Annotated in this window: 21 protein-coding genes; all 21 read left to right on the top strand. The window is 49.0% G+C overall.

All coding sequences use genetic code 11. The features are described 5' to 3' along the window. Positions 1 to 71, top strand: a 71-nt coding sequence (locus AACY82_RS16920; RefSeq protein WP_198525954.1) for a hypothetical protein, incomplete at its 5' end; no start/stop codon positions are given. A gap of 186 nt (positions 72 to 257) precedes the next feature. Further along, positions 258 to 1304, top strand: coding sequence for a LacI family DNA-binding transcriptional regulator (locus AACY82_RS16925; RefSeq protein WP_339618032.1), 1047 nt, complete (start codon positions 258 to 260; stop codon positions 1302 to 1304). A 322-nt stretch (positions 1305 to 1626) separates the two neighbouring features. Then, entirely contained in the window at positions 1627 to 4578 is a 2952-nt protein-coding gene (locus AACY82_RS16930; protein ID WP_339618033.1) for an ATP-binding protein, read from the top strand. A 122-nt stretch (positions 4579 to 4700) separates the two neighbouring features. Further along, positions 4701 to 5423 (top strand): response regulator transcription factor, encoded by a 723-nt coding sequence (locus AACY82_RS16935; RefSeq protein WP_339618034.1) that lies wholly within the window; start codon positions 4701 to 4703, stop codon positions 5421 to 5423. 174 nt (positions 5424 to 5597) lie between these two features. Further along, complete coding sequence (locus AACY82_RS16940) at positions 5598 to 5852, top strand: pilus assembly protein (RefSeq protein ID WP_339618035.1); 255 nt, start codon at positions 5598 to 5600, stop codon at positions 5850 to 5852. A gap of 34 nt (positions 5853 to 5886) precedes the next feature. After that, positions 5887 to 8022: a pilus assembly protein TadG-related protein gene (locus AACY82_RS16945; protein WP_339618036.1), complete on the top strand. Its 2136-nt coding sequence runs from the start codon at positions 5887 to 5889 to the stop codon at positions 8020 to 8022. Next, positions 8019 to 9023 carry a hypothetical protein gene (locus AACY82_RS16950; protein WP_339618037.1) on the top strand — a complete coding sequence of 335 codons (1005 nt, stop codon included), beginning with the start codon at positions 8019 to 8021 and terminating at the stop codon, positions 9021 to 9023. The genes AACY82_RS16945 and AACY82_RS16950 overlap by 4 nt, the downstream gene beginning before the upstream one ends. Further along, complete coding sequence (locus tag AACY82_RS16955; RefSeq protein WP_339618038.1) at positions 9016 to 9687, top strand: hypothetical protein; 672 nt, start codon at positions 9016 to 9018, stop codon at positions 9685 to 9687. Before AACY82_RS16950 ends, AACY82_RS16955 begins: the two co-directional genes overlap by 8 nt. Positions 9688 to 9754: 67 nt before the next feature. Further along, positions 9755 to 10750, top strand: a complete 996-nt coding sequence (locus AACY82_RS16960) for a hypothetical protein (protein ID WP_339618039.1) — start codon at positions 9755 to 9757, stop codon at positions 10748 to 10750. 79 nt (positions 10751 to 10829) lie between these two features. Beyond that, complete coding sequence (gene cpaB / locus AACY82_RS16965; protein ID WP_339618040.1) at positions 10830 to 13331, top strand: Flp pilus assembly protein CpaB; 2502 nt, start codon at positions 10830 to 10832, stop codon at positions 13329 to 13331. Between the two features lie 40 nt (positions 13332 to 13371). Further along, positions 13372 to 14652 carry a pilus assembly protein N-terminal domain-containing protein gene (locus tag AACY82_RS16970; RefSeq protein WP_339618041.1) on the top strand — a complete coding sequence of 427 codons (1281 nt, stop codon included), beginning with the start codon at positions 13372 to 13374 and terminating at the stop codon, positions 14650 to 14652. Positions 14653 to 14660: 8 nt separating this feature from the next. Beyond that, positions 14661 to 16337, top strand: coding sequence for an ATPase, T2SS/T4P/T4SS family (locus AACY82_RS16975; protein ID WP_339618042.1), 1677 nt, complete (start codon positions 14661 to 14663; stop codon positions 16335 to 16337). Next, positions 16334 to 17206 carry a type II secretion system F family protein gene (locus AACY82_RS16980; RefSeq protein ID WP_339618043.1) on the top strand — a complete coding sequence of 291 codons (873 nt, stop codon included), beginning with the start codon at positions 16334 to 16336 and terminating at the stop codon, positions 17204 to 17206. Before AACY82_RS16975 ends, AACY82_RS16980 begins: the two co-directional genes overlap by 4 nt. Before the next feature lie 12 nt (positions 17207 to 17218). Next, positions 17219 to 18100, top strand: coding sequence for a type II secretion system F family protein (locus AACY82_RS16985; RefSeq protein WP_339618044.1), 882 nt, complete (start codon positions 17219 to 17221; stop codon positions 18098 to 18100). Between the two features lie 331 nt (positions 18101 to 18431). Continuing rightward, entirely contained in the window at positions 18432 to 18941 is a 510-nt protein-coding gene (locus tag AACY82_RS16990) for a tetratricopeptide repeat protein (protein ID WP_339618045.1), read from the top strand. Continuing rightward, positions 18928 to 19755 carry a TadE/TadG family type IV pilus assembly protein gene (locus AACY82_RS16995; RefSeq protein WP_339618046.1) on the top strand — a complete coding sequence of 276 codons (828 nt, stop codon included), beginning with the start codon at positions 18928 to 18930 and terminating at the stop codon, positions 19753 to 19755. Before AACY82_RS16990 ends, AACY82_RS16995 begins: the two co-directional genes overlap by 14 nt. A gap of 392 nt (positions 19756 to 20147) precedes the next feature. Next, on the top strand, positions 20148 to 21125 hold the full coding sequence (locus AACY82_RS17000; protein ID WP_339618047.1) for a TRAP transporter substrate-binding protein: 978 nt from the start codon (positions 20148 to 20150) through the stop codon (positions 21123 to 21125). Between the two features lie 15 nt (positions 21126 to 21140). After that, the gene (locus AACY82_RS17005; protein ID WP_339618048.1) at positions 21141 to 21635 is read left to right on the top strand and encodes a TRAP transporter small permease; all 495 of its coding nucleotides are present in this window, start codon (positions 21141 to 21143) and stop codon (positions 21633 to 21635) included. A gap of 60 nt (positions 21636 to 21695) precedes the next feature. Further along, positions 21696 to 23000 (top strand): TRAP transporter large permease, encoded by a 1305-nt coding sequence (locus AACY82_RS17010; protein WP_339618049.1) that lies wholly within the window; start codon positions 21696 to 21698, stop codon positions 22998 to 23000. 16 nt (positions 23001 to 23016) lie between these two features. After that, entirely contained in the window at positions 23017 to 23400 is a 384-nt protein-coding gene (locus AACY82_RS17015; protein ID WP_339618056.1) for a VOC family protein, read from the top strand. Between the two features lie 44 nt (positions 23401 to 23444). Then, on the top strand, positions 23445 to 24728 hold the full coding sequence (locus AACY82_RS17020; RefSeq protein WP_339618050.1) for a right-handed parallel beta-helix repeat-containing protein: 1284 nt from the start codon (positions 23445 to 23447) through the stop codon (positions 24726 to 24728). Positions 24729 to 24762: the final 34 nt, after the last annotated feature.

The following is a 24762-nucleotide window of genomic DNA, read 5'->3' on the forward strand; positions in this document are numbered from 1 at the left end:
GTCTGCGCTTTGCGATTCGCGAAGGTGGACGTACCGTTGGTGCCGGTGTGGTTGCAAAAATCATCGAGTAATATTTTGCTTGTTGATCGCACAAAAAAAACGCCCTCGTGGCGTTTTTTTTGTATTTATGGTATCAAGAAGCCCTTCGCAGAAAAGTAGGGTGGGGCATTCGGGTTGACCATTCAGGAAAACTCGCCAATGCGATGCCTAAAGCGGTTCTGCACCGGACAGTCACCTACGGTTGGATAAGTGGATTAATGAGTACCAGAGAGCGGACCGGAAAAGCGAAAAAAGTCACCATGAAGGACGTCGCCAGTCGTGCAGGCGTTTCAATCATGACAGTGTCTAGAGTGCTCAACAACGATAAAGTGTCCGAGTCGACACACGATCGAGTGATGGAGGCTGTGGATGCCCTGAACTATCGACTCAATGTCTCGGCGCGCAGCTTGTCTGGCTCGCAGTCGTACCTGCTGGGTTTTTTCTACGATAACTCTCTAGGCAGCTACATTAGTCAGTACCTGATTGGCGTGCTCCAACGCTGTAACGAGCTTGGTTACCATCTCGTGCTAGAGTCCTGTACCTACGGTGCCGATAACGTCGAAGAGACTGTTAGCGAGCTTACCAGCCGCTACATGCTGGACGGTGTGATCCTACCGCCGCCGCTGTGTGAGTTTTTGCCTTTGCTGGATGCATTGGAAGATGCCAATGTGCGCTACGTGCGAGTGGGGCCAGGTTTAGAGCTTGATCGCTCTGCGTTTGTCTCCATTGACGATTATCAGGCGACCTACGAAATGACCGAGCACCTGATTGATGCCGGCCATAAAAATATCGGGTTTATTAAAGGTGACTGCCACCAGGGTGTTGCCGCTACCCGCTACCGGGGCTTTTGCGATGCCCTTGCGAGCCATGGCTTAGCCATCAATGAGGCGCTGGTAACCGAAGGGGATTTTAACTTTGCCGGCGGGATGACCGCATGTGAAGAGATTTTGGACTCAGGTGAGCCGGTTAGTGCTATTTTTGCCAGTAACGATGATATGGCCAGCGCCGTGATAGCCACGGTTCATCGCCGTGGCCTGCGTGTGCCCGAAGACATTGCTGTGGCAGGCTTTGATGACACCGCCATTGCGCGCTCCATATGGCCGCAATTAACCACTGTTAAACAACCTATCGATCAGATGTCGACAGATTCGGTGGATCTCCTTATCGAGGCCATTCGAGCGGATAGCTTGCTTGGGATTAAACTCAACAAGCGAGATATTCTGCCGCACTCAATCGTAGTGCGCAGTTCAACAGTAGGTGAATAAGCCCGTCCTGTTTGGGTCTCGCGGCCCAAGCCTTTTCTGGACGGACCAAATCCCTTATTTTTAAAAAATCTGTTGACGGGTTCTCTTTGGTTCGGTAGTGTTATCGTTAACGGTAACGACACCTTTGGTGAGGTTGCCGTAGTCTAGGGCTGGCGATATGGGCATCGCCTGACGATTAATAGTCGAGCCTGAAGGCGCAGCATGACGCTCTTACATGGGCAACTTTGTTGTTAGTACGATAGCGTGCACTTTTACGGGCCACTTGTTGGCCCGTTTTTTTTGTGTCTGCAGGTTGCGGTGGTAAAGAGAGATTTTTGTTATTATGAGTGCCCAGTTGGTCGGGCGCTTCGGTTTAGGCGACCATGGCCGCGCCATAATAAGTGAGAGTATGGATATGCGCGCGCTGATAAGAACACTCGCTTCGCCCACCGTACTGTCAATAGTGGCACTGGTGGCGCTCATAGGCTTCACCGCATTTCAGCAGTATCAATCGAGTTCGCGCCCTAGTCATCCACCCGTACAAGATGGTCAGCTTAAGGTGGGGCTAAATCAAGCCAAGCCTATAGTCCTCGAAGGTTATTGGCGGTTTTACTGGGGGGAGATGCTATCCCCTGATCAACTTTACCCAACAACAGAGTTGGCATGGCTGCCATCGCGCTGGAATCGCCCTGCTTCAGGGGAGCAAGCTCGCCCTAGGCACGGTTATGCTACTTATGTCGTTGAGCTTGAGTTTCCCGATCAATTCCAGGGGCTGGGGCTTAAAATTCCGTTCTTGTATCGCGCGGCCAGAGTGTGGGCAAATGGCCAACACTTAGTTGACGTGGGGGTTCCGGGGGTCGAGGCTAGCGCCGAAACGCCGCGCGATGAGCTTAAAATAGTGCGTTTGCCTGATATAGACAGTAGACACTTACAGTTGGTGGTGCAGGTGTCTAACTTTCACCATATCGATGGCGGCATGAAATACCCTCTTGTTATTGACCGGTGGGACGCGCTGATAAGCGCTGAAAAGTGGCGTGTATTGCGCGGAGTCTTTTTCGTTTCATCGACGCTGACCCTAGCTCTGTATTTATTAGTGATGTGGGCGAGTGCTCATGCGGGGCGAGAGTATTTGTACTTGGGGTTGGGGTTATTCTGGTACAGCGTTCGAGTATTTGGTACTGAAAAATTAATTTATTATCTCTATCCCGAGTTTTCTGCCGAGTGGTTGTTGCGCTTTGAATATTACGGTGTTTTTCTCTGCGTGCCTGCCTATATGTTATTTATTCAGGCTCTTTACCCTCGAGATATTCACTATTACGCCCTTAAGTTATTTTGGTATGCCGGGCTCGCCGCCAGCGCCGTGACAACGATCGCTGGCGCCCGCTGGTTTACGCATCTACGTGATCCCTTTCAGATCGTGTGTGAAATATACATGGTCTATTTTATTTTTTGTCTGATAGTAATTATTGTTAGGCGGCGGCCGTGGGGCGGCTTGGTGAGCTTCTTGGGAGGGGTTATTGTACTTTTGTTTGTCAATGAGGCCCTTTATTTTCAAGGCATGATTAACGTGCATCTCACACCTTGGGCGTATGTGTTTGTCGCACTAACCAGTTTGATTTTTCTGGGGCAACGACTGAGTGTTCAGCTAAACTCCACGGCGGAGCAAAAAGTTCTACTGCAGGGAGCGGTGGAGTCACGCACTAAAGAGTTGCAGCTGAGGTTGCACGAACTCGATACTGCTCGCCAGGAAGCAGTTGAGTTGGCTGAGAGGCGTAGCGAATTTATGGCAGTACTCAGCCATGAAATTCGCACGCCCTTAGCCGGTCTCTTAGGGGCCATACGCTTGATCGGCCACAAGGGCAAAGCGATTGAAGACCCCAAGCTTAGGCAGTATGCCATTGAGGCGGGTGAGTCGCTGTTGAGCGTTGTTAATGAAGCTCTCAATGTGTCGCGTGAGAGTGAAGGTGTCGCCGTAACTCCCTCAGCGATTAACGTAAGTGATTTTTTTACGGGTATCGTTCAAGTTTCGTCTGCACCGGCGATTGAAAAAGGCATCACGTTGGAGGGGCATTTGGGAGCTGGGCTGGGGCGTGATGACTGGGTGTTTGTCGACGCGCTTAAACTTAGGCAGGTAACGGTCAATCTATTGCATAATGCCATTAAGTTTACCCCATCTGGCCGTATCTCTCTGGTGGTAGACCTGGTGGACTCCCCTCGCAACAGTGTCGAAAAGGAACATGAGAAGACGACGCTTGCTCGCTCACAAGAGTTAGTACTTACTATTACTGATACCGGAATTGGTATCTCTTCGGACAAAATCTCAGAGATATTTGATGAGTACGTTCAGCTTGACGTTAAAAGTCAGAGCAGTGATCAAGGGGTAGGGCTAGGCTTGTCAATCGTCAAGGGGCTCATTCGTTTGCTTGGAGGCTCTATTGATGTCAGTAGCACTTTAGCCGTAGGCACTTGTTTTCGCTGTCGCGTCCCGGTCGCGTCTGCCCCTCCTAAAGCTATCGATAATTCGTCACAAGAGTCGCGCGTGATACGTACGCTACGGGTGTTGGTTGTTGAGGACGATCCAGTAAATATGACCGTGGTTTCAGAGTTGTTACGTGCTGATGGCCATTCAGTAGAGGCCACAGAATTACCGGGCCAAGCACTGCAGTATATGCAGCAACGTAGTTTTGATTTGTGCTTGTTTGATATCCGTTTGCCGCAAATGAGTGGTGTTATGCTGTTGGAAAAAGCTCGACAATTGGCCGAGCTGACGTCGCCCGACGCCTTGTTTGTCGCTTTGACCGCCAACACCGCAGGTGCAGATATTGATTGCTATCGGGCTGCAGGCTTCGCCTATGTTATAGAGAAGCCTGTTAGTAAAAAGCATTTACGCGTTGTGTTAAATCGTGCGGCTGGAGAGCCTGCGGCTGACGAGGGATTCTTGCTACAAAGCGGTACGACCGGCTTCAGTTTTAACGAATCTCTTGTTGACTGGCCTCGCTGGCACGGTGTTGTATCTGACTTGGGGGCAGAGCGAGCACGAGGGCTTTTGAGCGCGGCGAAGGTCTCAATCGGGGAATCATTGGCAGCCACGCGGCAGGAGATAGTGAATGGCAATGTGGCGCAGGTTGAGGCGCTTGCGCATAAAATTAAAGGAGCGGCTGACTCTGTGGGGATGGTGGCGGTGGCCAATATCGCAAGTATAATCGAGGCTGAGCCTGTTCGTGTCAATCAGGAGATAGAAAGGTTGACTTCGTTAGTTGAGCGGTCGCTCGGTCAATTAAACCAAATATTGTAGGCGTCGCGAGTCTTGCGGGACTAGAGTAACCGTTAGGTGGCTCGTCAATTATTTTTCCATCCGCAGGGGGGCATTCCGCTTAAAGGTTTGAATGCCGGAATAATGACGGCATAATAGGTGCCATGACACACACACCACCGAAAATACTAATTGTTGAAGATGAGCTGGCGGCCAGAAGTCTGCTGGCGAGTTATTTAGAGGCGCAAGGTTGGCTGGTGGATGTATCCTGTGATGGTCAGGGTGTGGTTAATCAGGCGCGGAAAAACGATTATGATTTGGTGTTTTTAGACATTCGCTTACCTGGTATCGATGGTTTATCGCTTTGTCGGGAGATCAGAGCCTGTCATTCGGCCGGCATCATATTTACGACGTCGATTGATGATCCCGTTGAAAGAATTATAGGGTTAGAGGCGGGCGCCGATGCTTATTACTCTAAGCCATTACCAATGCGTGAGTTAATCGCCATCAGTAAAGCATTGCTACGTCGTGTGCAGCAATTTAAATCACTGCAGTGCATGCGGCAACAAGACGACAAAAAGAGTTTTTACTTTGACCGCTGGCATATCGATGCCGAGCGCGAAATTATATACGGCCCCGAGGGCGACGTGCGCCTAACCCATAATGAGGCCGCCATTATGCTTGTGCTTTGTGCTCGTGCTGGGGCGACGGTGAAGCGTGATGTACTAATGAAGGCTTTGGGTAAGGCTGATTGGGTGCCTTTTGACCGAACTCTGGATGTGCTGGTGGGGCGTTTGCGCAGCAAGCTTAAGTCGGTGATCCCTGAGTGTAACCTTATCTGTGCGCAGTATGGGCAAGGTTATCGCCTAAACGCATCCCCTCGTTAGTCCCCTCTTGTCTCGTGCGGTCGACAATGTTAAAAAATGTTACATTTGTTGCAATCTAATGATTATTTGTGAGTACTGCGTCACAAAAAAGCTGATAGTCTTATAGCAGGTGCTCGCTCTTGTAACGAGTTGCCAGCATTCAGCGTCGGATACGCCTTTTACTCGGAGATAATCATGAAAGCTCAACAAAAAATAAAACAGCTCGGCCAGGGTATGACCGAGTACATCATTATTGTGGCGCTGATCGCCATTGCCGCGATCACGGTCTATAACCTGTTTGGTGACACCGTGCGTGGCCAGGTGGGTAATATGGCTCAAGAGCTGGGCGGCAGTGATAGCACTAACGCTACGGCGGCCAAGGGTGATGCGGCTGCCGCCGAGCAAGAAGCCGATTACGGTCTAGACGACTTTAAGCAAGACGATACTTAAGTTATAAGCTCGTAAGAGCTTGTAATTTCTTAACGTGGACTGCATACGCTCCAATAAAGGGCAGGCTTTTATATTTGGCCTGCTCTTTTTAGCAGTAGTGGTAATGGCTCTGCTGATCCTGTACAACCAGGGGCAGTTGGTTACTAATCGTGTCCAGCTCGAAAATGCGGCCGATGCCACCGTCTACTCCCAAGCTAAGCTGGCCGCGCGAAACCAAAATTTTATTGCTTACACCAACCGGGCCATGGTTGCCAATGAGGTTTCTATTGGGCAAATGGTTTCTCTTTTATCGTGGGCAAAACATTACAAGCAGGTAAGTGCATTTACTTCCTATCCTTTGTACCGCTTTCCTGTAGCCCCTCCATCACCTACGACTTTCTCTGATATTCTGAGTGCAGCCACTTTACCTTATAAAATCATGGGTGAAGCGGTCTCTGTGCCAGCGAATACATTAGTGCAGTACTGGCCTACAGTCGTGTCTATATTTAACGGCACAGTTGGCGTATTTCAAAAAATGTTTGCTTTGGCTACCCTTGCAGGGCAAGTAGAAATGAGTATGGGGGTGGTGAAGGATCACGAAGATGACCCTGATGACCCCGAAATGTATATACCGGCGGTAGGGTGGTACTTTTTCACTCAGAATGCGTTGCTCACATACTTTGGTGAAAATTTTAGCCCCACTAATTTGGCGGATTTAGTGGGGGATGCTAGCGCAGACAAAGACTGGTCCGCCGATGCCACAGAGTTGACCGAGGATTTCTTGGGAGATCAGGTCGGCTCTCTTGAGAATATGATTAATGATAACAGTCCTGGCTTATCAAAAAAGAAATCAAAAAATGCGTCTGGCGGGGCAAACTCGAATCTAAACTCGGGTGACGAAGCAGAAGCCAACGCAATTGAGGCCTACCAACGCTATATGGCGATCGTTAATCGCAATCGTGCTAGTTTTACTCAAGATCGCCATTGGGATTTGTGGGCTAATAGTCCCGACCTGATTCCACGTTTGGAATTGTCGTTAGGCATTGTGACTTTGACCATTGATTTGGATTTCGCTGTGGGAGGAGGAATTAAGAACGATGGCGGTACAGTGTTTGCCGCCAATAGCCCCCTAGAAGCCGATACCGATATTGCCAAGCTAGGTTGGTCGGCGATCGATGTCTTATCGTTCGGGCTGGAGTTTGATGTTGCTTTGTTTGTTGAGGTTGAGCTCTGCTTGCCCATTGTTGGCTGTGATTCATGGACGCTGGTTGACTTTGGCTTCACTTTGCCACTTGGCTTTCCTCTTGCTGGAGCGACGCATCAAGTGGTCAGCTCAAATGCCAATGCTAAAAAAATACTGACTGATTGGGGGCTGCCGTTTAATAACGATACCGGTATGTACGGTGGTGATAGCAACGACCCAGACAATAACGGCGCATTTGACGGTTTTCATTTGCAGAGTTTGGCGTGGGGGCAGGCATCGCCTGCCTTATTGCCAGGTATGTACGGCTTACGAACGTCACAAGATGTGACTGACTCCTATGTGGGGCCGCCTTCTTTCTTTAGCTTGGGGGGGAGTTTTCAGGAGTCGGGCAGGAGCTACGAGTTTACCGCTGCTGTGGCCAAAAGCTTGGATGACATTAAAACGTCTGACCATCGTGCAATCGGAGTCGACAGTCGTGATGATGACTGGGCTAATGATAATGTTCAATACACTAATTTCGATGTGAAAACCCGATCGGGTGCCGAGGCGGACGATTTTGCGGCTGATTATCAACAATTTATCTGGAATGATGATCGTCCTATGATGACGGTCAGTTCAGCTGAAACCTATTTTGCAAACCCAATGCAAACCCTTGATGACGGTAGTGCCGAGCCGGCCAGCCTATACAGTCCTTTCTGGGATGCGCGACTGCGAGAGCCCAGTGCAATAGCTATTTTGATTGCGACCGGGGAGCTGGACTTTACGAAGGTTTTTGAGGGTTTAGGGGACTCCGCCATCAGCATGGTGGATTGGCTTTTGAATGCTGTAGGTGATCGGCTAGTAGACACTGGGGTGGATTATATGGTGGAGCAGCTCGATTCACCCTGGGATATTCTCGCTGAAGAGCCGCTGCGTGAGGGTGCAACTCAGGTAAAAGATGTTGCCGTGGGTGCCGTGGTGGATGAGTTAGAGGATTTTATGCCATGACAGCGTCGTCGGTAATCTTATGGCAGCGCGGTCAAGCGATGACGGAGTTCGTGGTTAGTGTTGGATTTATTTTCTTGGTGCTTTTTATCATTGTGCCAACCTTTGGCAAAATTTTAGATATGAAGTTTCAGAACCAGCAGGCTGCACGTTATGTCGCCTGGGAGCGTACAGTTTGGTTGCGGGATATGAATAGCTGGGGTGGTAATGATAATACCGGCGACTTTGTTATTAGCTCCAATGAGTTTGAAAGCGTTGCGATGCGCAGTGACTCCGATTTAACAAATTCGCTCCATAATAGATTTTTTAATGGTCAGGGGCGAGCTGAAATTAAAGAGATTAGCTCGTCCGATGTTGATGGCGCCAGTGGCGATACCAGTGCACTGTGGGCTTACAATCAGTCAGGCAAAAGTATGTTTCAGGGGGTAGAGGTACTTAATACCAATGAGCAGGAGACGCCCGCTATTGCGTACGATGTGCTTGATGTGCTGGACGCCGGTTTGGACGTCATTACGGCACCCATTGAATTTATGCTGAACGTTGTTGGGGGAGACAATACCGACCTGTTGCAACTGGATTACAACCTCAAGGGCTATTATAGCCCCAGAGTTCGTACCTCAATGAATACCGGGAACGCCAAAGGCGGAGGTGACGGCGAATGGGACCGTAATGACGGGAGCTGGGGGGGCGGCATAGAAGATGCCATCTTTCAAAATTGGGACGGTCGCTTTACAGCCAATTCGGCGATTCTCGCTGATGGCTGGAATGCTCAGAGTGTTGGTTATTATCAAGATCGTACTGACAATTTTGTTCCCAGCACTGTCTTTGATAATACGTTATTTGATGTGCTTAAAGCAGCCGCTAGTATTTTGGAGGGCGGACCGAGCAAAAGTGCTATTTATAAATTAGATTTTGGGGAAATGGGAGTTGAGCCTATGCCGGGTGAAGAGGCTCAACCGTTAGATGTGAGCTGTGACGAAGGGCATTGTTACTACGATGAGTAAATTATCTACCTCGGCCATAATTTCTATGCTTTCTCTATGGCCTTTGGTTGAGGCCCGTGCAGATTGTGATTTTACAGACTTTCCTATTATGCCCGAGATGAAAGTTAGCTCGTTGATGGACAACGCGGAATATAATTCTCGACCTTTGGGAGTGCGTTCGTTCAGCGCAGCAGTGTCGTCTGATTCTGTTGTTGGTTTCTATCGTCGCCGCTGGCGAGATCGGTCTTCAGAAAGTACATTTGGTCCGTGGCAGCAAATAGGTACCCTTGAGGACGAATGCTTTTTTACTGTGCAGTATGGTGCCGCAGGGGGCAATACGTTTGGCAGGCTCCTTATAAGCAAAGTTCCAGAAGCCGATACGGAGCAGACCTTGGGTGTCGATGTGGTTAAGCCCTCTGATGCGTTGGTTGTGTCGGATATGAAAACCGATGACGGTCCAAAGGAGGGCCGTGTGACAATTATTACCAGCGAGCAAAGTGTGTCTGAGTTGGTCAGTTTTTACCGTTCCGAGATGAGTCGGAGTAATTGGTCTTTAGAACAGAGCTTTAATCAGGCGGGTGGTTCCGTGTTGGTATTTCGTAAAGGGGTCAGTGAAAACAATATCGTAATTATGCCCGCCGGAGGTTCTAGTCAGATACTGATCAACGAGGTTGAAATAAACTGACATGGCGAATAACTCACATCGTTTTATGTGCCAGCTCGGTCAGTCGATGGCGGAGTATACAGTCGTTATGGCGGCTTTGGTAGGTGGGCTGTTAATCGCTAATAAAGGCACCTGCCCAAGTGAATACGAAGACTGTATCGAGTATTTATTAACAACGATGCACGATAATTATAATGGTTATTCAGCGTCTATTTCCTCAGTTCATGAGTATGCAACCGACTATGAGATTGCCGAGAGAGACTCTGGCTGGGACGAAGATGGTGATAGTGGTGACGAAGGGGGAGGGTCCACCGGTGGCGGAGCAACTACTCAGCCCGAAGCCCCAGTCACTCAAACTACTATGTTGACTGCTAATGGTGGAATGAGCAACCTTGGCGAGTACGACCCCTCTAGTGGCTTAGTAACACAAAATGGAGAAGTTGTCGGAAGCTATAACCCCAGCACAGGCACTTATGAGTCAAGCGATGGAACAGTCATAAATAACGTAAATTCCAACGATGTAGTTGTTGATGAGGATGGCAATATTCTCCAGCGCGAAGCTGTAACTGATTGTGGTGACCCGGCTCAAGTGTATGGTTTTGGCTACCGAAGTGAAGCCAACGGTGACTTTTATGATTCGTTACAGTTTAGTGAAATGGATGTTGCAGATTATTGTACTGAAGCCACCTATAAGGTTGTCGCGCGAGACTTGAGTGAAGATGGTGGCCGTATCGTAGATGGTTATTATTACGCCGTATCAACCACACCGGCATCCTACATAGATAGCGGACCCAAGCAGCCGGACGGTGAGGTGGTCTACTTTGAACAGGTCGGTACAAGTGGGCAAGATGCCTCTGTTTGCGTGGTTATGGCGGCAGGCTGGGATAGTGGTATTGATACCGAAGATTTGTCCGATGAGGAGGTTTATGCGGAGCAATTGGCGTTACTGTATGAGCCCAACGAAGAAGAGTCTACTTGGATAGGTTCGCTCGATAATGAATATTATGTAGAGCAGGTTTACCTCAACGGAGAATCTGCATCAGAAAATGACTGCCCGGCAAGTCGGGTGATAACCGCACTATAAATTAAAGATCCTAGACGCTGATGCCGGGCGAAGATCTGTCTGTACAGCAAGACTAGTTTAATAAAATTTGGGGAAAACGATGAAGCAAATGTCTGGCTCGCGCCTTTTTATGATCGCCGTAGTCTGCGGCGTAGTCGCGGCATTTTTAACCATCTATTATTTAAAGTCAGTTGAGGATCGCTATCGTCGCGCCAACCAACCACAGCGAGTCGAAACAGTTGCGGTAGTTGTTCCCAAACGAGATATGGTCAAAGGCGATACCATTACTGTTGAATCTATCGGTAAGCTCGATGTACCAAAAAAATTCTTACCCTCTAGTTTTGTCCCTGCTAGTGAGTATAAAAAAGTCCTAGATCGTACTATTGCCTCGCCAATGAAAGCCGGACGCGTAATGACTATTGAGGCGATTACTGGGACTAAGGCGGAAACGTTTTCTGAAACTCTCGATTTGGGTCGGCGCGCCTTCAGTGTCAAGGTAAACAAAATTGACTCGTTTGATGGGTTGCTTCGACCGGGCGACGCTATTGACCTAATGGGCGAACTTAACCTTGAAGATCTGGGTTTCACTGAGGGGACAGACCAAGAAGTGAATCAAGTGGTTATGCCAATATTGGAGAACGTCACAGTATTATCTGCCGGGAGGGAGGATTACACCGGTCGACGCTATGAGCGAACTCGCCAGCAAAACTCTGCCGACGGCTTTAATATGGAGTTCACAGTTGTGACATTAAGCTTAACCCCGCGTCAGGTGGCACGTGTGCAACTGGCAGAGGTGACCGGCAATATGTTTGCCATACTGCGTCATCCAAAAGACACGAGCTTAGCAGGGTATGAATTTATTCGTGCGGATGTATTGCTAGAGCCGGAACCTGCGCCTCTGGTCGATGTTGTTCTCGATGCAAATGGCAATCCTGTTGGTCGAATAGTGGGCGACAATGTGGTCGATGCGAATGGCAATATTGTTGGTAAAGTGGTTGACGGAAGAGCGGTAGCTTTTGATGGGGCTTCGCTTGGGACGATTGTTGAAAACATCAACGAAGATGACCCGATGCTCCGGGTGCGTGAGCGGGCGGATGTGGTGCGCGATGCAAACGGCAATGTGATTGGTAAAGTTGAGCAAATTGTACGAGATAAAAACGGCAACGTAATTGGTAAAGTCGTCAATGGTCAAGTAGTCAACGACGATGGTAACGTCATAGGGCGTGTAAATGCCGATGGCAGTGTTACTGATCGGTCGGGACGTGTTATTGGCAATGCTGAAAAAGTTGTAGTGGATAAGTCGGGCAAGGTCGTTGGCCGGGTGAATAGAGACGGAGTTGCCGTTTCGAGCACAGGTGAAATTTTAGGTAAAGTTGATAAGAATGTCGCGCTTGATGCCCAGGGTAATATTGTTGATTTGCGTGCATCCTCTGTTCCTCAGGCACGTACAAAAGTGACAAAGGTGGTTCGTGATAAAAACGGCAATGTTATTGGTCGTGTTGTCAATGGAAAAGTAATTGATGCTAACGGCAAAATTATTGGCCGTGTCGACGAAGACGGCCGTGCGCTGGGGCTCAGTGGTGAGGCGTTAGGCGTCGTTGAGGAGGCGGTGGTCGATCGTGATGGAAACGTTGTTGGACAAGTGAAAGAGGTGGTGCGGGACTCAAGCGGCCGCGTGGTTGGCGAGGTTCGCGAGGTGCTGCGCGATGCTGACGGCAATGTTATTGGGCACGTGGTTAACGGCCAGCTGGTCGATGCTAGTGGTAAGGTCATTGGCAACGTTAATAGCGACGGTACTGTAACGGCAGAGGATGGCCGGGTGCTTGGTAAAGTTGAGAAGGCCGTTGTCGACAGCAACGGCAACGTCGTGGGAACCGTCGATAAGTCTGGCAGGGCTATAGGGCGCAATGGTGAAGTATTGGGGCGCTCAGAAAAAGTGATGATTGGTAGTGACGGAAAAGTTCTGGGTAGTGTTGAAAACGTTGTGCGCGATGCTAGTGGCAATGTGGTCGGGAAGGTGGAAGAGGTTGTTCGTGATGCCGACGGCAACGTTGTTGGAAAGGTGGTGAATGGTCAGGTTGTCGATGCTGAGGGCAATGTCGTTGGTACAGTCAACGCAGATGGCTCTGTCACTGGCATTAATGGTGAAATGTTAGGGGCAGTGGAGAAGGCTGTCGTCGATAGTCAGGGAAATCTTATTGGCCGTGTCAATGCAGATGGCGTTGCCGTGTCTGAAGACGGCCGGGTGCTAGGGCTGGTGGAGCAGACAGTATTAGGTTCGGATGGGCAAGAACTCGGTGAGATGACCGAGGTGGTTCGTGATGCTAATGGGAATATTATTGGTCGGTTGGTTGACGGTAAAGTGATCGATGCCGCAGGCAATGTCGTGGGGGAGCTAAAAGGTGGCAATGTAATTGGTGCCGATGGCCGTGTTGTTGCCTCTGGTGTCGAGGTGACAACAGAAGATCGTGGAGATGTTGCCATGGAGATGCGCGCCGACGGAGCGGGAAAGATTACGCGAGAAGTCGATTATATTGAGTTTATTCCCGGCGGTAATGACGACGAGGGAATTGTTCCTGTGCGTCGCGTACGTTTGCAGTAGCTCAGAAAAAACAATAAAGACCACTATGGATATTAGCGTTATGAAGATTCGAGGTTTGTTGGGTGTGTGGCTGCTTGTGTTGAGTGCCGTTGGTGATGCGCGGGTATTACCCATTAGTCTAGAGTTGTTTGAGGGTGAGTCTAAAGTGATTGAGGCGCCAGAGGCGGTGAGGATTTCTGTTGGGAAATCTGACCTTGTCGGTTCGACTTTGCTAAAAGGTGGTGAGGTCGTGCTAACCGCTAACACTATAGGCGAAACAAATATGCAAGTGTGGTTTGCTGATGGAACCCGCGAGAGTATGAATATCTCTATTATTACAGCATTTAGTAGTAGTCGTGAGCTGTCGGAAATTCGCAATTTAATAGGGGCCATTCCTGGGATTAGCATCAAAAGTGCCGGGCGACACGTTGTGGTTGACGGTGTTCTTGAAGATCGTGATATGCAAAAGGTGGAGATTGTTGCCGGCCTTTACGAGGACCTGGTTATTCTCGCTCGGACCACCGACGAGTTTGAAGAGAAGATGATTTACTTTGATGTTCAAATTGCTGAGTTTGATCGCAGTAAAACAGAAGAGTTGGGGATCAACTGGCAAAAAAGTTTTACTGGTCCTAGCTTTCACTATGCTAACACGTGGGCCGCCGCGGGCAGCCTTATCCCGGGCTGGCAAGAAGAAGGAAAAGATAATTACGGCTACCAAACAGGGGCGCGAGGGGTACTATTTGGGATTGCCTCAGATATTACGTCGATGATTGATCTCCTTGAACAAACAGGTTCAGCGCTGGTGCTTTCGTCGCCACGCTTGAGTGCGCGTAGTGGTGGCGAAGCAGGGTTGACTGTAGGTGGTGAAGTTCCTGTGATTACCAGCTCCTTGAGCGGTTCCAGCGTCGAATATAAAGACTATGGGGTCATTCTTAATATCCTTCCAAAGCTAGATCTTTACGGCAATATCTCCGCGCGGGTTGATGTCTCTATTAGCCAGTTGGATTTGGCGCAAGCCGTGGATGGGCAGCCCGCGTTTAAAAAGCGAGCAACGTCTAACGATATCAAGCTCAAACCCGGTGACACACTGGTGCTATCGGGTCTTATTACTCGAGAAGAGCAAGCTACTGTGAGTAAAGTGAAGTGGCTTGCCGATATCCCGATTTTAGGTGAATTATTTAAGTCGAAAAGTTTTTCTGGCGGCGATACAGAAATGGTGATTTTTCTCACCCCTCATATTTTGACGGATTTGAAATCGGGCCCAAACAAAAAAATTCTCGACCGCGTGGACGAATACGTGACAGAGCATGAAAAGTATATGAAAACCGGCTTAGTCGATTAAGGTGCCTCGTGTTCGAAATTAAAGTTAGTAGTAAAGACGGTAAATGGCAGGACTCAGTTCGCTGCGGCGCCGATAGCTGCGAGCTGGGAAGGTCGCGGGATGTTATTTTGCGTGTGCGTGGCTGGAAAGTTGCGCCAAAGCACTTACGCTTCGAAAAAGAATTGTCCGGCGTATTTGTGGTGGATATTAGCCGGGGCTCGGGGGTGACGGTAAATGGTGCACTTATCGAGCGTTACGGCCCCTTGGCTGATAACGATCAGATTGGATTTGGTGGTTTTATTGCCACTGTCGTTGATCACAGCCCTAGCGAAACATCGGAAGGAGACCACACGAATCTCGTGTTAGACACGGGTGAATCTCAATACGAAACTTTGCATGAAACCATCGACGTTCGCTTAGATCAGCAGAACCAACTGCGTACCGATTATATGACATGGGCGAAGTATGTCCACAAAGAGCTAGTCAGGCAAATGGATTTGAAGCGTATGCATATTGATACGCTGACTGATGAAGAGGTGCGCGGCCAACTTGGCGATCTTATTGATACGGTATTACTTACCGTCGGGCATAAATTGCCGCCGGCGATCGATAAAAAGCGCTTAAAAAAGATTGTCTTGGACGAGACGGTCGGTCTGGGTGCGTTGGAGCAGTTACTTGATGATCCATCCATTACCGAGGTAATGGTCAATGCATTCAACGATATTTACATTGAGCGAGATGGTCGCTTAGTGCAGTCGCCTGTGGCTTTTACCAGTGACGAGGCCGTCATGGCTACCATAGAGCGGATTGTTTCACCGCTGGGGCGCCGTATTGATGAAAGTTCACCTATGGTTGATGCCCGGCTGCGCGATGGCTCGCGGGTTAACGCTATTATTCCTCCATTAGCGTTGCGTGGACCGTGTATTACCATCAGGAAGTTCTCTGATCAGAAGCTGACGGATAGGGATTTAATACGTTACGGCTCGACCAACGAGGCAATGGTAACCTTTATGCGAATGTGCGTTGAGCAACGCTCTAATATAGTGGTATCTGGGGGAACTGGGTCGGGGAAAACCACGTTGTTAAACATCTTGTCGAACTTTATTCCCATGGAAGAGCGTGTTATTACCGTAGAAGACGCCGCAGAGTTGCGGTTGGTGCAGCCTCATGTCGTCTCGCTAGAGGCGCGGCCGGCAAATATGGAAGGTAAAGGTCAGGTCACTATTAGAGAGTTAGTAAAAAACTGCTTGCGGATGCGCCCAGATCGAATCGTGGTAGGTGAGTGCCGTGGTGGTGAAGCGCTTGATATGTTGCAGGCAATGAATACCGGTCATGATGGCTCACTGACAACGGCGCATGCGAATTCTCCTAGAGATATGTTGCGACGTTTAGAGGTAATGGTATTGATGGCTGGAATGGACCTGCCTGTTTCAGCGATTCGTGAGCAGGTTGCGTCAGCGGTCGATATCGTCATTCAGCAGACACGTTTTGGCGACGGCTCTCGTCGCATTAGTTGTATTTCGGAGGTCTGTGGTATTGAGAGCAGTAATATTCAATTGACAGATATTTTCCGTTATCAGCAAACGGGATTTGATGAAGACGGTAAGGTCGTCGGCCAGTATATTGCCACAGGGGTTGTTCCAACATTCTATGAGGAGCTAAGGAGTCGAGGGGTTGCGGTGGATATGAGTATCTTTAAATCATGATGACTGACATATCTAATTTGGCGGTTTTGGCACTGGTCGTAATATTGGTGTTCGTTGCGTCGATGTGTTTGGCCATGGCGCTAACCCGCAGTGCCGGCGACTTTATGGGATTCTATCGCCATAAATTCACCGCGAATGCAAGTTTAGAGTTGTCTGAGATGTTCATATTTATGGACGCTTCACAGCTTTTTTTAATTAACATTATTGCACTCGTTCTTATTCCGGTGGGTGCTCATGCACTGTTTCAGTTGTGGGTGATTACCGCAGGTACTTTTGTTGTTTTACTTGTTGTTCCCGGGATGATCTGGGGGCGCATGCGGAAAAAGCGTTTAAGCAAGTTTGAAGAGCAGTTGCCTGACGTTTTTATGATGCTGTCCAGTAGCTTACAGGCCGGGGCGAGCTTAAATATGGCACTGGCCGATGTCGTTAAGCAGTCACCTGTGCCGGCAAGCCAAGAATTTGGGTTGTTGGTAAAGCGTATGCAGTTAGGCGTTACCCTTGAAGATAGTTTGATTGAGCTGGAGAAGCGCCTGCCATTACAAAGCTTTATTATGGCCAGTTCGGCGGTACGTATTAGTAGAGAGGTTGGTGGCAACTTAGTCGAAACGATTCAAAGCATGGCCGAGACATTACGGCGCAAGAAAACTATGGAAGGTAAAATTGACTCTCTGACGGCCCAGGGGCGCGCACAAGGTACGTTTATGGCGTTGCTGCCGGTTGCGTTAGCGCTATTGTTGAGTTTCATAGAGCCGGAAGCGATGCGCAAACTTTACACAACCCGGGAAGGGTTGATGGTTCTTGCGGTGATGATATTTATGCAAATAATGGGTTTTGTATTTATTCGAAAAATTACGAGTATTGACAGTTGAGGCGGAATTATAATGGATAACATTGTTGCGCTGGCGGCTGGCGCTGCTATGGCCGCATCTGTCATGGCGTGTATTTATTTTATTGCGGCTTTGAGTTACTTATTGACCGATGAAGAGCGGCTATACATGGATGAGCCGCCCGCGTTTATGCGGCCTATTTGGCCGTTAATTCGGTTGGTAACCTATGTGCTTGGCAGCAACTTACCCAGTTCTTTTTTGACTAAAGTGGACACTCAGTTACAAAAAAACGGGGTGAGTTTTATGGTTACGGCTGAAGAGTATATTTCGGCACGTTTCGTGTTGGCATTGCTTTTACCATTTCTAGGCTGGATGGCGTTGGCGAGCTCGGGAAAAGTCGATCCGTTACTGTTGGTGATGTTGGCGGCTGGCGGGTATTTTCTTCCTGTGGCTTGGGTGAAGGACACCCGACGTAAGCGTGATGCCGAGTTAATTCGCTCACTCCCGGTGTACTTAGAATATTTAACAATGTGTGTCGATGCCGGCTTGAACTTTGCAGGCGCGCTAAAGCAAGCTGTAGAGAAAGGTCCCCGTGGTGCTATGCGTAACGAATTTCGTATAGTGCTACGAGATATTAGCTCGGGGCAAACTCGAGGTGATGCTCTTACGCGTCTCGCTGAGCGAGTAGACCTTAAAGATATCTCGGTGTTTGTGCGGGCTGTTGTTCAAGCCGAGAAAATGGGTTCGAGTATGAAAAACACACTTTTGATTCAAGCAAAACAGCGGCTGAATGAGCGCTTTCAACGTGCTGAAAAAATGGCGATGGAGGCCCCCGTTAAATTGGTTATTCCGTTGGTGATCTTCATTTTTCCATTGACATTTATTATTTTGCTTTTCCCGATCGTGGTGAAATATCTTGAGCAGGGAACGTTTTGATTAATAAGTTCGTCGAGTGGCGGCGCGATGGAAGAATATTGACACAGACTAAAATTTTTTGTGCAAAAACTTATTGGCAGCGTATGCGTGGTTTGTTGGCCAGAGCCGCACCGGACTCCGGTGAGGCTCTGTCGATCTCGCCGTGCAGCGGCGTGCATACTTTTTTTATGAGCTATAGCCTCGATGTGGTGTACCTTAACCGACAAGGTAGAATCGTTAAAATAGTGCCTTATCTTAAGCCTTGGCGTGCTAGTCAGTGTTTTGGGGCACGCACGGTGTTGGAGTTTAGAGCTGGGGAGGTTGCCCGGATAGGTCTTCAATTGGGGGATTTATGTGTCGATGGGTGTTGATCGTGCTTTGGGCGAGTTTGGCCGGTGCGTGTACTACTCAGCAGAAGAGTGCTGAAGAGGTGTTTGCTAACCAGGAGCGCGCGGAACGTTTATATCAGCAGGGGAGTTATCAGCTGGCGCTAAGCGAATATCGTGAGGTGATTGAGTCGCTGCCGGAGCATGCACAAAGCTGGTTAAGACTGGGCAACTGTTTTGCGCAGTTAGGACGCTACCCCGAGGCAGTGGCGGCTTATCAGCGCGCACTCGTAATAAATCCCGAGTTTGCCAACGCGTGGATAAACCTCAGTTACGTGCAAGCTCAGATTCTTTCGCAAACTGTAGCTGAGATGTATGAGCAAGTTCCTAAAACGGATCCGCAAGCCGAACGTGTTAGTGAGTTGGTGGACACAGTATTGGCACCTTTTAGTCCGTCACAGAACGCTCAGACGAATAGCTCTCAGTCTGCGGTATCCGGTAGAGCTAAAGAGCTCAATGACTATGAAGAGCAGTAAATATTATCGTGGACAGGCGATGATTGAATTTGTCATTATTATCCCTGTTCTGCTGTTGTTAATTTTTGGCGCTGTGCAAATCGCCTTTATTTATTCTGCTAAAACGACACTTAATTATGCGACGTTTCAAGCTGCTCGAGTCGCGGCGAACAACAATGCCACTTACAGTGCTATGCGACGAGGGTTAATTCGAGGGATGGCCCCCCTTTTTACGAATAGTAGTGCACTAAACAGTGTGCAGGAGGATATCGCGGCTGGTATCGATAGTGGTGGGTCGCGCCGCGATGCGGTGTCTGAGGTGGATAATTACACCCGTATTATTCGTATTAATCCGAGCTCCAGCATGATCGACTTAACGGGTTTTGGTCAAGTGACTGCTGACGGCACAGTGGCCTTGCCGAATGACAACTTGATGTATCGCCCCTCTAATTTTACTGTGGACGATGTAAACATTCAGGACGCCAATTTACTCAAAATTCGTGTTCAATATTGCTATAAGCTGATGGTGCCGCTGGTGAACCGCATTATTGGATCCTTAAGCGAGCTTAATAACCTTAAAGAGCCTGATAGTTATCACAAGCACCATACGGTTAATGATCCTCGCTTTGCCGATGCGAATCGTGCTGAGGTGAACAGCGCTGCGGGTGCTACGGCAACTTATGAGGAGCTGTGTGGAAACCGCGCCAATGGCAACGAAGGCTTTGTGATATTTGCTGAAGCGACGGTTAGGATGCAGTCACCTGCTTACGCTGAGGATTCGGACGAAGAGTTCGAAGCTTACATGTGTGATGGTCATAGAATGGCCTGCCCTTGAAGCTTTTGTACCGATACAGCCTATCTTTTCTCATTTCTTAATAGCCCTACCTTATCAGTGTTCTCGTGATTCCTCTAAAAAGTGGTCAGCCACCCCTTGTTTTTGGTAGTCCAATATGTAACTATCACCACAATTGGTCAGGCAGGTTGTTTGTGCCCCGCCTTTTGTCTATCGCGCTGATGGTCTAGTCATGCGTTAGTTGGCGGTGAATAACTATCGGCTTAACCAATTAATGTGGCTCTCCTAAGTCTCTGCTTAGGTTGTGCGGGTGACTCAGAGGTGGCTAGGGCGCACTTGTTGTCCCTTTGACTCTATTCTGATAGCCCGCTCTTTTTATACCCTGTATGATTCAGAGCCTACGTAAATAAATATAAAAACCTGTGAGATGTGAGATGGGTAAGAGCTGTATTAAATCTCTATTATTATTGGCTGTGTGTGTTGTGGTCGCCGCTTGCGGCAAAGAGGCGGACGTTAAAACGCTAAAAATGGCTCACAGTCTTGATCAAACCCACCCGGTACACAAAGCGATCGTGTTTATGTCCGATCGGCTTGAGAGTATCTCGGGTGGCAAAATGAAAATCGACATTTATCCCGGCGGCCAATTGGGCGACGAGCGCGAGCTAATGGAGCTGCTGCAAATCGGTTCGCTCGCCATGACGAAAGTCTCTTCAAGCCCCATGGAAGGTTTTGTGCCGGCCATGAAGGTATTTAACATCCCCTACGTATTCCGCGATAACGAGCATTTTTGGCGTGTTTTGAATAGTGCCGAAGGCGAGAAGCTGTTGCTTTCTGGCGACTCGGTAAACTTGCGCGGTTTAGGTTATTTTGATGCGGGCAGCCGCAGCTTTTATACCACCGATACGCCGGTGCATTCACCAGAAGATCTTAAAGGGCTAAAAATTCGTGTGCAGCAAAGTCAAACGGCGCTGCGTATGGTGCAAGCGTTGGGTGGCTCTGGTACGCCGATTTCTTGGGGAGAGCTGTACACCGCGCTTTCTCAAGGGGTTGTCGACGGCGCGGAGAACAACCCACCAAGTTTTTATACCTCGAAGCATTACGAGGTAAGTAAGTTTTACACGCTAAACGAGCACACCTATGTGCCGGATATCGTTTTGATTTCAAGCTATATTTGGAACCACCTCAGCGCGCAGCAGCAGCAGTGGTTGCAGCAGGCGATGGATGAGGCGGTGGTTTATGAGCGCAAACTGTGGGCCGAGTCTACCGCCGAAGCGCTGGCGGCGGTTGAGGCGGCAGGTGTCACGGTAATTCGTCCGGATAAAAAGCCGTTTATGGAGCGCGTGGAGCCGATGCATGAATCTTATAAAGGCACCGAGCTGTACGACCTGATTCAAACTTTTAAAGCCATGTAATTGAAGATCTGACTCATGAAGCAATTAACTGCAACTATAGAAAAAATTCTGGGCGCTTTTTTAGGCTTGCTGATGGCTATCATGGTGCTGGATGTAACGTGGCAGGTGGCGACGCGTTTTGTGTTGCAAGAGCCAAGCTCCTATACCGAAGAGCTAGCACGCTTTTTGTTGGTGTGGATTGGTCTGCTGGGCGCCGCTTACGCTTACCGGAAAAAAGCACACTTGGGGTTAGATATCCTTTCGCAACAATTAGAAGGCAAGGCTAAGCGCAAGTTGGATATTTTTATCAGCTTGGTTTGCACTTTGTTTGCGTGCGTCATTATGATTTACGGCGGTGCCAAATTAATGCTACTGACGTTAGATCTCGAGCAAATGTCAGCCGCGCTGCAAGTTAAGGTCGGCTATCTTTACAGTGTAATCCCCCTCAGTGGCGTGCTAATAGTATTGTTCTCCGTTGACCGGATTCTCTATGGTGACCCCGAGCCGGATCACGTCGAGTTTTACGAATAAGTCGTTAGGTTACTCTAGGTTTAACGCCCGACAAGATAAACATAATTTGAGGTTAGAAAGATGGATTGGTCCGTTATTGTCTTGCTGGTGACCTTTGTGGTCCTGCTTGTGTTGAATGTCCCGATCTCTATTGGTATCGGCATAGCGACCTTTGCAGCCATGCTGTTTACCATCGATTTTGGTCCCGCAGCGGTGACCGTTGCTCAGCGCATGGCCGGGGGGATTAATAGCTTTGCCCTGTTAGCGATTCCCTTTTTTGTGCTGTCTGGCTTGCTAATGGGGCGCGGCGGTATTGCTCATCGGTTAATTGAGTTTGCTAAAGTGCTTATCGGTATGCTGCCCGGTGGTTTGGCGTTTGTAAATATTATTAGTTGTACCTTGTTTGGTGCGATATCTGGCTCGGCGGTGGCGGCTACCTCGGCCATTGGTGGCTTTATGATTCCCACCATGGAAAAAGAAGGCTACGACAAAAATTTTACCGCCGCAGTCACGGTGGCCTCTTCGACTACGGGTCTTTTGATTCCCCCCAGCAATATTTTAATTGTTTACTCACTGGCCAGCGGCGGTGTTTCAATTGCCGCATTATTTATTGCCGGATACTTGCCCGGTATATTGGTGGCGCTGAGTTTGATGGCAGTGTGTGCAGTTTACGCCAAAAAACATGGCTACCCGGTAGGTAAAGTGCCAACGGCGAAAGAGCTTGCTAAAAAATCCTTGGATGCTATCCCTAGCTTGTTTCTAATAGTGTTGGTGATTGGCGGTATTGTCGGTGGCTTCTTTACCGCTACAGAGGCCAGCGTTATTGCGGTATTGTATTCGTTGCTGCTATCGGTATTTGTGTATAAAGAGGTTAAGCTGCCGGAGCTTCCCGAGATATTTGTCAAAGCGGTCGAGACTACGGCAATTGTTATGCTGCTGATTGCCACCTCCACGGCTATGAGCTGGATGCTAAGCTACGAGAACATTCCGCAGAATATTAGTGCTACTTTGATGGGGCTTAGTGATAACCCCTTTATTATCCTGTTGACAATTAACTTAGTGCTGTTGCTGGTAGGTATCTTTATGGATATGACGCCAGCGGTACTTATCTTTACTCCGATTTTCTTGCCTGTCGCCATGGAGCTTGGCATGTCGCCACTGCACTTTGGCATTATGATGGTGCTTAATCTTTGTATTGGTTTGTGTACGCCACCGGTGGGGGCTGTGTTGTTTGTCGGCTGCGGCATTGCCAAAACCTCTATCGCCAAACTGATAAAGCCGCTGATGCCGATGTATGCGGCAATGGTGGTGGTGTTAATGTTGGTGGCTTATGTTCCGGCGATTAGTGAGTTCTTGCCGACTTTCTTTGGCCTTTACGAAAAATGAGATTGGGTGAGTGACGATGCGAATTGAGCATTTTGCGTTTAATGTTAAAGACCCTATTGCTGTGGCCGAGTGGTATTGTGAGCATTTGGGTTTTACGGTTAAGCACAAGTTTAGCAAGCCGCCACACACACACTTTTTAGCCGATAGCACCGATAAGGTGATGATTGAAATTTACAACAATCCGCCGGATGAAGTGCCAGATTACCCAGCTATGAACCCGTTAACATTGCATCTGGCATTCGTTTCGGATGATCCTGAGGCCGATGCCCAGCGTTTGTGTCAGGTTGGCTGCACGCTAGTTGATGATGTTCGTCTTAATGATGGGTCGGTGTTGTTGATGTTGAAAGACCCCTGGGGTTTTGCCATTCAGCTTTGTAAACGCGGTAACCCAATGGTGTAAGCTTGATGCGCCGGTTGCGGCCCAGTCATTAAGAGGTCGTTTGTATGCTTCAGTTTGGTTTTTGTTTAAGCTCGTTGCGAACTTTCACTTTATTGATTTTTTCGTTCTGTGCGCTTAGCGCACAGGCGTTGAACCTTGCCAGCGTGAAAGGCTTTGGTGTTGATACTACAGCGGGATCTGGAGGGGAGGTAATTAAAGTCACCACCTTGGCCGCTGACGGCCCCGGCAGTTTACGAGCTGCGTTAGCACACTCTGGTAAGCGAGTTGTTGTATTTGAGGTGGGTGGTGTTATAAACCTCGCCGGAGCAAACATCGATATTGTTGAACCTTTTTTAACCCTGGCGGGCGAAACAGCACCTGCGCCCGGTATTACGCTTATTCGCGGGGGCTTAAGTGTTCGCACCCATGACGTTCGTATTAGCCACATTGCCGTGCGCCCAGGTACTAATGGCAAGCCTGCGCTATCGGGTTGGGAGCCTGACGGTATTGGTGTTTCGCGCGCCCAGGCGCGGAATGTTCATATTGATCACGTCTCTACTAGCTGGGCTGTTGATGAAAACATGTCGGCCTCTGGTGAGCGTTACGAGGGCCCCGGTGCCACCTCTGGCCGGGTTACTTTTAGCAACTCTATCATTGCCGAGGCGTTGGACTACTCGACCCACAAAAAGGGCAAACACTCGAAAGGGATTTTGATTCACGATTACGTGCAAGAAATTGCCGTGGTGGGTAACCTATTTGCTCATAATGATCGGCGCAATCCCTACTTTAAAGCCCACGCCACCGGCGTTGTGGTTAACAACCTAATGTATAACCTTGGTAATGCTGCGGTGCAGTTGGGGTATATTGCTCACGAGTGGGATGGTCACAAACGTAAACCCGGCAATCCTAAAGTCGCGGTGGTCGGTAACAAGTTGATTTATGGTCGCGATACTTACTCGGATTTAGCGTTGGTCTCATATCAGGGCGATGTCTACCTTCAGAGTAACCAAGTGTTAAACTTGAATGGGGGCGATATGGCGCAAGTACAAGGTGATATAAACCTACTTGATAAAGCGCCGGTATGGCCGCAAGGTTTGCAGCCCATTCAGTTAAACAATGTGTACGAGCATGTGCTTAACAATGCCGGTTCAAGACCGTGGGAGCGCGACTTGGTTGATCAGCGTATCATTGACTCAGTGCGCAATAAAACCGGGCGTATTATTGATTCTCAGGACGCGGTGGGGGGGTATCCCGATTATAAACCGACGTACCGCGCACTTGATGTGCCGAGTCAATCAGAGGATGTGGCCGAGTGGCTGTTGAGTTTTGTACCGACTGAATATCGTTAGTCTTTAACGGCAGCAAAAAAAACGGCGCATCGGC

It is taken from the genome of uncultured Gilvimarinus sp. (assembly GCF_963972205.1).
GTDB classification, from domain to species: Bacteria; Pseudomonadota; Gammaproteobacteria; order Pseudomonadales; family Cellvibrionaceae; genus Gilvimarinus; species Gilvimarinus japonicus.